Annotated in this window: 6 protein-coding genes and 2 pseudogenes; 7 read left to right on the top strand and 1 reads right to left on the bottom strand. The window is 60.1% G+C overall.

What is annotated here, in order from left to right; translation table 11 throughout:
• From BLS48_RS33605 to BLS48_RS33570, 7 genes and pseudogenes are all read left to right on the top strand, one after another.
• Window positions 1–243: pseudogene (locus BLS48_RS33605) on the top strand (IS1634 family transposase); the annotation flags it as partial.
• 1,179 nt (window positions 244–1,422) lie between these two features.
• Entirely contained in the window at window positions 1,423–2,640 is a 1,218-nt protein-coding gene (locus BLS48_RS33595; protein WP_091586584.1) for a cytochrome P450, read from the top strand.
• Window positions 2,641–2,668: 28 nt separating this feature from the next.
• On the top strand, window positions 2,669–2,998 hold the full coding sequence (locus tag BLS48_RS33590) for a ferredoxin (protein ID WP_338100942.1): 330 nt from the start codon (window positions 2,669–2,671) through the stop codon (window positions 2,996–2,998).
• Window positions 2,961–3,599: a nuclear transport factor 2 family protein gene (locus BLS48_RS33585; protein ID WP_240565367.1), complete on the top strand. Its 639-nt coding sequence runs from the start codon at window positions 2,961–2,963 to the stop codon at window positions 3,597–3,599. Before BLS48_RS33590 ends, BLS48_RS33585 begins: the two co-directional genes overlap by 38 nt.
• 319 nt (window positions 3,600–3,918) lie before the next feature.
• Window positions 3,919–5,514, top strand: a pseudogene (locus tag BLS48_RS33580) (SDR family oxidoreductase).
• A gap of 268 nt (window positions 5,515–5,782) precedes the next feature.
• Complete coding sequence (locus BLS48_RS33575) at window positions 5,783–6,835, top strand: LLM class flavin-dependent oxidoreductase (protein WP_038654993.1); 1,053 nt, start codon at window positions 5,783–5,785, stop codon at window positions 6,833–6,835.
• Window positions 6,836–7,268: 433 nt separating this feature from the next.
• The gene (locus BLS48_RS33570; protein ID WP_038655471.1) at window positions 7,269–7,874 is read left to right on the top strand and encodes a nitrogen fixation protein NifQ; all 606 of its coding nucleotides are present in this window, start codon (window positions 7,269–7,271) and stop codon (window positions 7,872–7,874) included.
• Window positions 7,875–7,887: 13 nt separating this feature from the next.
• Here the strand turns inward: BLS48_RS33570 and rpoN are convergent.
• Window positions 7,888–9,124 (bottom strand): RNA polymerase factor sigma-54 (rpoN, locus tag BLS48_RS33565; RefSeq protein ID WP_143019585.1); only part of this gene is annotated, 1,237 nt, incomplete at its 5' end.

The raw sequence follows: 9,124 nt of genomic DNA, 5'->3' as shown, positions 1-9,124 counted from the left end.
CATGTGTTCTGCTCGTTCCTGGCGCTCGTGCTCAGCAAGGAACTGCGCCGCCTCTGCCGGGCCAAAGGCCTGACGCCCGAATGGCAGCCGCTCCTACGCGATCTCGATCGCCTCCAGGAAGCCACCATCGAAAAGGATGGTCGCATCGTCACAACCAGAACTCACGTCACCGGCCAAGTGGGCAACGTCTTCAAGGCAGCTGGCATCGCTCTGCCACACAACCTCGACGAACAACTCGCCTGAGATCCCCCCAAAATGTAGTGGTAACACGCGCCGGCGCGCGCCTAACATGCTGACTTAATGACATATTCTCACAGGCGGTGTTTAAGTCGGGTTTTGCGATCCGTCGCGGCTCGCCTCGATCGGAGTTTCCATTCCCCAGAGCGCCTACACGGTTCGCGAGCATAGCCATCAATGCTTCCGTTGCGATGTACCAGAACCGGAAGCTGCCCAATGTGGGCTAACGCGTCAGCTGTACGTCGATCGAACGTCCAACATCCCGGCCCTGTACGGCGGCGGGTGGCAGCAAGTGGTCGAAATCGATCGGGCCTTCCGTCAAGTTTCCTGAGGGACGGCTCCACAAAGGCATGCTCGAACAGTCCACGTCGCCAGCAAGGCCCCTCGGCGTCTAATGCCAAGTCCGAAAGGATAGCGTGCGAGATGGATGCAAAGCTGAACGCCGCCCAAAGCAGACCGTATCATCAAAGAACGCCAGCGCATCCTGTTCGTGCTATCGGAGCAGGGCGGCTAGATTCTTGGCTCAGGCGGCGACGCAGCAGTCGACGGCCGGGTTGCCGGTACGACCAGTGCGGTCCAGGATTTCTCCGGCTAGCAGCAGATGTCCGACGAGGCTCTCGTCACCGCCAGGCGAGGTGATCCTGACGCAGAAGAATGTCGGGGAGCAATCTTCAAAGATCAGCTATTTGCGGCCCGCGATAGCCTCGGCTGACGGAGCCTTCTCCACGAGCGCGCAGGCTCATCATGTCGTCGGTCATCGATCGTTCCTACGAATTAATTGGTGTCAGCAACCCCAACCTGACCTGCGAACTGTCGATTGCCACCGCAAAGCCGCTCGCTCCCTACAGCGCTTGTGGAGGGCGCGCTCGCGCTCGCGAGCGGGTTCGCTACCGCCGAGCCACACCCAGTCTGGGAGGGACCTCGTTCGATCCTTAGCCTCCTTCACTAGGCTCCTCGTTAGCTTTCTATGCGCAACGTTGTCGTGTCTGGAACGGACAAGAATGTCGAAAGACCTACCAGGCGTCGCCCCACACCGGGGCCACTACGGATATATGAGCAGCGCCAACGGTGCGCCTATTCGGCACGCGATTTGCTCAATGTCATCTGAGGCGATGTCGGCAGTGCGTTACGCAGTTCAGCGGTATCTCAGTCGAGCGCGTAAACGCCTGAACGCAGGAGAACCAAATGGCGGCCAACCCGGTTCCAGATCATGTCCCCCCGGAAATGGTGGGAGACTTCAGTCTTTTTACGTCGCCAGGCATGTCCCCGACGCCCAACGGCGATCCGCACGCAGCAGTCGCTTGCGTGCATGCCGGACCGCCGATCTTTTATTCGCCTTGGAACACGCGGGCTGGGCAGGGTACTTGGGTCATCACTCGCGCGGCAGATCAGCGCCGGGTGCTGCAGGAGACCGAAGTCTTGTCCAGTCATCGCAGCATCTTCGCATCCGCACTGGGCGAGGACTGGCCGATGATCCCGCTCGAACTCGATCCACCGTACCATGGAGTCTTTCGCTCACTGCTCAATCCGCTGCTTTCGCCACAGCGTATAACGGAATTTGAACCGACTATCCGCGAGCGAGCGATAACGCTCATCGACAGCATCGCCTCGTCGGGCACAAGCTGCGACGTGATGAAGGATTTCGCCTTTCCTTTCGCGGTCAACATCTTCCTTCGCTTTCTCGGACTGCCGGATCACCGTCTCGATACATTTGTCGGCTGGGCGAAAGATCTGCTCCACGGCGACGATGTCAGACGGCCGGCGGCCGCTCGGACGATTGTTGCGTTCATTGACGAACTGGCAGCGCTGCGCCGCAAAGAGCCCGTCGACGATTTCATGAGCTTCATCGTGCATGCACAGGTCGAGGGTCGCGTGCTGACGGACCAGGAGGTCCGTGGCATTGGCGTGCTTACCTTCGTGGCGGGGCTCGACACCGTAGCTGCAGCCATTGGCTTCAACTTGACCTATCTCGCGCGCAACCTCGAAGACCAGGAATTGCTGCGGAACGAACCAGACCGGATTGTGCTCGCCGCCGAAGAATTGCTGCGCGCCTATCCGAGCGTTCAGATGATCCGCGTGGCACGGAAAGATATCGATTTCAAAGGTGCGCCGATCCACAAGGGGGACTTTGTTTCCTGCGCCACGATGATTGCAAATCGTGACCCCGCGGAATTCGAGGCCCCCAACACGGTCGATCTGATGCGAGAGGGCAACCGCCACGCCGCCTTTGGCTATGGTCCCCATCGTTGCCTTGGCTCACATCTCGCCCGGCGGGAAATTGTCATTGGGCTGGAGGAGTGGCTGGCGCGCATACCGCCCTTTCGGATCAAGGAGGGAACAGCACCCATCACCCATGGCGGCCATGTGTTCGGGATCGAAAATCTGATCCTGGACTGGGCTTGACCAAGGCCGCCCGGAGCTGGGCACAGACGTGGGAGTAGCCGTGCGCATTATCGTTCACAAAGCCAGGTGCCAGGGTCATGCGCGATGCTGGGCGCGAGCGCCGGCAGTCTTCAAGCTGGATGAGGCGGGCTACATCCTACCCGGTGACATTGATATTGCGGATGGGGAGCAACTGCTTGCGGCAGATGGGGTGCGATCTTGCCCCGAACTAGCTAGCGCTGGAAATAGACGATCCGCCTGCTGCGCGCCTAGTAGCCGAGGCCAGGCGCAAACGGAAGACTGCGCTCCCGGAACACCTCAGCGCCACGGAATTTGCGACTATGGACCAAGCAACATTTACCGAACTACTCGACCGTGAGGCGATCCGCGACTGCCTCTATCGGTACTGCCGCGGGATAGACCGCGCCGATGCGGCAGCGCTGCGTAGCGCCTACTGGCCTGATGCACATGACAATCACGGGGCCTATTGCGGTTCGGCAGAGGGCTTCATCCGGTTTGCGCTCGGTGTCTTCAAGACCGGACCGCGCAACATCCATCAGATCACGAACATCCTTGTCGAATTCATCAACCCGGCAGAGGCAGCAGTCGAGAGCTATTTCACCGCGCTGCAACGCGGACCGGACAAAGACGGAGAAATGCGCCAGATGCTGCTAAGCGGGCGCTACTGCGATCTCTTTCAAAAGAGGGCAGGCGAGTGGCGGATTGCCGAACGGACCGTCGTCTACGATTGGCTCGAGGAGCAGATCCCAGCGGCGGTGCTTGAGGCAGAACGGTTCGGCCTGCGACAGCCGATCGGAGCACCGTATCCGAACGATCCAGTCTACACGATCGGAAAGCGTCGCGTTGCTTCTCGCGATAACGCGTTCACAGCTTCTGAACGGGACAACCACATCGGTGGGACGACAATTTATGACAACTCTGCTACGCCACAGCAGCCTTGGCGACGCCCTGCACGGTAAAGATGCGGCCGGCAGGGTAGCCTTTCTGCCCCGCGACAGCGTGACCGTGACAGCGCTCTGCTCTGAGGCCACGAGCGTGGCGAGGCCGGTCTACATCGATTTGCTGGACTTTGGCAGAGCCGCTCATCGAGGCAAGCGCCTGTGCTCGAGGCGTCGCTCACCACATTCGGCTATCCAACCGAGAGTTGGACCGCAGCCCACGCGGACGACGTCTGGGAACGCAAGCGACCGGCACCAGCACAGGTGCTCTACCGCGGCACACCATTCGGCCGCACGACGTCGAGGGCAGAGATTCCCGAGACTCCTGCAGAAAGTTCCCATGAAGCATGCAGGATGGGTCGTCATCATAACAGGTGCCGCGGGCGGGATCGGCCGTGCCCTGGTCGATGTTCTTGCCGGAGATCGAGACACTATTGTTGCGGTGGACCTTCCGGGGAGCGGCGTGGTTGAACTGGCCTGCGATCTCGGCGAGCCGCACTTTGGCCTTGAGTGCGATGTCTCACGAGAGGAAGATATCGTTGCGCTTTATGGCCGGGTCGAAGCACAGTTCGGGCAGATCGGCGTCCTCATCAACAACGCCGGAGTGGGACCCACTATGGCTGCCACTGTCGACACCGATGTCGACGCCTTCCGACGCGGCCTGGCAGTAAACCTGATTGGGCCGTTCCTCATGGCGCGCGAGGCGGCGAGGCGCATGAGGCCGGGAGGTGCCATCGTCAACGTCGCTTCGATGTCAGGCGTGGCCAGCAATCCCAAGCGCAATGCCTACGCAGCCTCGAAAGCGGGCCTGACCTCGTTGACGAAGTCGCTTGCATGCGAGTGGGCTTCTCGCGGCATCCGCGTGTCGGCGGTAGCGCCGGGCTGCGTGCGCTCGCCTATGATTGCAGAGCTGGAACGAGCAGGCAAAATGAACCTCTCGGCGATGCGCCGTCGGGTGCCAATGGGACGCATGGCTCGCCCCGAGGAGATCGCCCGGGCTGTGCATTTTCTGGCCAGCGCGAAGGCAGGCTACGTCACTGGACGGTTCTAGTGGTCGACGGCGGCTGGATGTCATTCGACCAACCCGGGGACGCCAGCCCTGAGGTGGAAGGGTTCCCCAGAACAGAACTTTCCTCTCTGGCCGAACGCACCGACGCGCGAGTCGTGCTCGTCACAGGTGGCGCCAACGGTATAGGCGCCGCTGTTGCTGTCCGTTTTGCCGCGAACGGTGACACCGTCGATCGCCGACAAAGATACCGCCGCAGCGACACTCCTGGCTGCATTGCTCGGCGGCAAGAACATAGCGAAATCCGTGGATGTGGCAATCGAGAGCGAGGTGGTGGCGCTGTTTGAGGAGCTGCGGGGGCGCTTCGAGCGTCTTGATATCCTTGTCAATGGTGCTTCTGTCGACACTTTTGTGGCGGGCATCGAACAATTGCCTGCAGAGATCGAACATGTCCAGCATGTTAATCTCACCGGCGCCTTCACTTGCGCGCGTGAAGCGATCAAGATGATGCGCCCCGGCGGGGTGATCCTCAACCTAGGATCGATCAACAGCTTTCTGCCCTTCGCGCCGCGTCATGCCTATGGCGCCTCGAAGGCGGGGATGGATATGCTGATCCGCTGCATGGCGGCCGAACTGGGGCCCGTCGGCGTTTGCACTGCCACTGTCGCTCCTGGCTATATCCGCACGCCTGCCATTAGCGAGTTGGCGAAGGCCCGCCGCATCGATACGAAAGCGATCGGACGCCGAATCCCCTTGGGTAGGATGGGACGGCCGGAAGATGTTGCAGATGCTGCTTTTTTCCTAGCTTCGTCCGACGCCTCATCCATCAACGGCTCGATCCTCTATGTGGACGGCGGCTGGACCGCGTTCGGTGACGCAGGAAACGCCAGCCAACTCTACGACGAATGCTTTGCGCAGGCGGCTGTTTGAACATCGACCATTCGCCAGGCGACCGGGTGCTGTTCATGAAAGCGGAGACCCTTGGCTTGGGACGCGCCCGCAGCGCCGCCCCAATCGAAGATGTCGGCGGGGCAACGTCCCTCGGCACGGGGACAAGCTCTGGGGCGTGCCCGCAACTGCGGATCACAAAACCGCTTATCGCAAACTATGCCCCTGCCAGGCGCCCGATCCGAGACAATCGGTGTCTCGGACGAGCGCATTTCCAAATCCGCCAACCAGCAGCAAACAAGGAAACACAGTGGAATTCGCCACCTTCATCCTGGCCGCCCAACGTGGCTATCATCAATCACCCGACATCGTCATCCGAAACTCCATCGAACAGGCCATCGTTTCGGAGCAGGCCGGCTTCGGCACAGCCTGGTTCGCAGAACACCACTTCAACAACTACAGCCTGATCCCGTCGCCGTTGATGATGGTGGCCCACTGCGCCGGCGTGACGAGCACCATTCGCCTCGGCACTGCCATCTGCGTGCTGCCGCTCTACAAACCGCAGCGTCTGCTCTCCGAGATCGGCTTCGCCGATATCCTTGCGAACGGTCGCCTGGAACTCGGCGTCGGCTCTGGATACCAACAGTTCGAGTTCGAGCGCTTCGGCGTCAATATCGATGAGGCGCCGGCCATCTTTTCGGAACACCTCGACATCCTTCTGAAAGGTCTCAACCAGAACATCTTCGAGCACGATGGCCACTATGAGAAAATACCCCCGACGGCGATTTCAGTACCCACCGTCCAGAGGCCGACCCCGCCGATCTGGATGGCCGGCGGCCCGGCCCGCATGAAACGGGCCTACCGCGAGGGACACAATTTCTTTGTCACGGCATTCCACGACGGCCTGGAGACTTTGAGCACGTTGCGCGGAGCGATCAAGGAGGTGGCGGCTTCCGAGGACAGGAATGTCACCGCCGCCAGGATATCGCTGCTGCGTTGCTGCTACGCCAGCGATGACGGGGAGGAGATCAAGAGCTATCTCGACAACGCCCGCTTCCAGCGCCGCCTGTCCGAGGCGCTGCATCAGCGCCGCCAGCAGAGCCACGACGGCTACCTGCTGCAGGAAACGCCCACCCAGCAGGATCTGTCCTTCGAGGCAATGCGCAACAATATGCCGATCGGCAGCGTGAATCGCGTGATTGATCGCTTGCTGGAAGAGATCGATATTCTGAAACCGGATCAGATCGCAATCCAGACCCAGTTGGGGGATTTCGACCAAAGGACAATGCTGCGCCAGATCGAACTCTGGGGAGACAAGATCATTCCCGCGATCAACAAGGCGCTGGGTCATGCGCGCGTTTGAATTCACAAGGGGTCGAACTTCGTGCCGCTTCTTTTTCGTTCCACTCGGCATAGACGCACGGTTCAATGGCAGGCTCATGAATGGAACTTGGTGTGCTTTCGATGAGAGGCGCTTCCGTCACCTGGACGGCCCCAAATGGGGTTCCCCACTATCTCACCTGCGGACGGCTGCGCTTTCACTGCTAACCCGCTGCTTCAGAATCTGCTCGCGCCGTCAGGCAACTTCAAGGCGTCGTGTCGTGGGTGAAATCCTCGCGCCTGCGACGGGCTGCACGACGCGTTTGAAGGCGAACTCAATTGCATGATCATGGCGGTCGATCTCGCCGACGCTCCATTGGGGTCGAGCCTGCGCACACGTGTGCCCGAAAGACTGACTGACCCATGTTGCGCACGGCAGAGTGCTGCGTGAAGGCACAGACCAGGAGAACGGAACCATGTCCGGTCAAAACGATGCGCGTATCGGCGCCGGCCAATGGCCCACGATCCAGCCGGAGAAGGAGTTCGACGAACATGTCCTTGCCTGCGTCTTCTCCTGTGCGCTCAAGGAGGTCGAGGCTGGCAAGGCGACAGCGGCGGAGTCAACAGGCCTTTCCCATGCCGAGTTGCGCGAGGTCTTGCCCCGCAGTTTCCCTGGTACCGCGATGGCAGCATTCGCCTCCGAAGACGTCAGCGATCCTGAGCCCGGTATGGAGGAAGAATTTCTGCGCGGCCTGCTACTGGCACATGCCCGGCCGAGCGACCCGGCGAGCGCCCGCTTCGCTAAGATCCTCGCCCGGCGCGCCATGCATGATGGCCATCTGTGGCAGGACCTTGGGCTTCTCGACCGGGCCGAGCTCAATCGCCTTCTTGCCACGCACTTTCCAACGCTGGCGGCCGGCAACACCCAAAACATGAAATGGAAGAAGTACTTTTACCGCAAACTCTGCGAGGCCGAAGGGTTTTCGCTGTGCACTGCACCCAATTGTCGGGAATGCAGTGATTTCGAAAATTGCTTCGGCCCCGAGGAAGGCGAATGTGAAGAACGCGTCACATCGGTTTAAGAGCCGCTTTTCGTCACGAGGCCTTGAGGCCTTGATTGCGCCAAAAGCGTTTTTCCCGGCGCCGCTGTACCGTGGAGGGGATATTCATCGCCTCGCGATATTTTGTGACGGTGCGGCGAGCGAGATCGATGCCGTATTCCTTGAGCCGGTCGGCGATGTCATCGTCCGAAAGCACGTTATCAAACGATTCTTCGGCGACCATTGCTTTGATCCTTTGGCGGACAGCTTCGGCGGAGTGCGCGACATCGCCTTCGGAAGAGGCGATCGCGACAGTGAAAAAGTACTTGAGCTCGAACACCCCGCGTGGGGTTTGCATGTACTTGTTCGACGTCACCCGGCTTACAGTCGACTCGTGCATGTTGATCGCGTCAGCGACCGCCTTGAGTTTGAGAGGCCGTAGGTGGGCGACGCCATATTTCAGGAAGGCATCCTGCTGGCGCACGATTTCGGTCGAAACCTTGACGATCGTCTTGGCACGCTGATCGAGGCTGCGGATTAACCAGGTCGCGTTCTTCAAGCATTCGTTGAGAAATGTCATGTCTTTTGATTTTTTGGCGACTCGGCGTGAAACCTCCTTGAGATAAGTGTGGTTGATCAGCACCTTGGGCTGCGTGTTCGGATCAAGCTCGATCTGCCATCCACCTCCGGGCGAGGGCGTGACCCAGACGTCCGGTACGGTGCCTTCCGGCGCGCCCGAGTGGAATGCGTTTCCGGGCTTGGGGGCGAGCGCACGGATTTCCTGCAGCATGTCGAGAAGATCTTCGTCATCGACGCCGCAACGCTCCTTCAAAGTCTGAAAATCGCGTCGCGCAACCACGTCAAGGTTGGCAATCAAAGCCGCCATGGCCGGGTCGAACCGGTCTCGCTGGCGCAGCTGTATCTCAAAACATTCGCCGAGAGATCGTGCGAAAATTCCCGGCGGATCGAGGTGCTGCAGGATACCCAAAACTCGTTCCACATCGGCCAGCGGGATGTTTAGCTTCCCGGCCAGCTCCGAAGCACTTGCCCCAAGATAACCAGTGTCATCCAGATGACCCGCAAGCACATTAGCAATCAGCCGCTCGTGCGGTGTGAGGGCGGTGAAGGAAATCTGACTAGCGACATGGTCGTGCAACGTTTCGGGTAAAGCGACAAACTCCTCGAAGGCGGTGCTCGATTTCCTTTGCCTGGGCAGATCCCGGGACCCCTTCGGATGCTCCAGAAGGGGATTGTTCTCGAGCTCCTGCTCCACGAACTGATGCAGTTCGGGA

This window comes from Mesorhizobium qingshengii (assembly GCF_900103325.1).
GTDB classification, from domain to species: domain Bacteria; phylum Pseudomonadota; class Alphaproteobacteria; order Rhizobiales; family Rhizobiaceae; genus Mesorhizobium; species Mesorhizobium qingshengii.
This window is presented reverse-complemented; position numbering and strand designations above follow the sequence as displayed.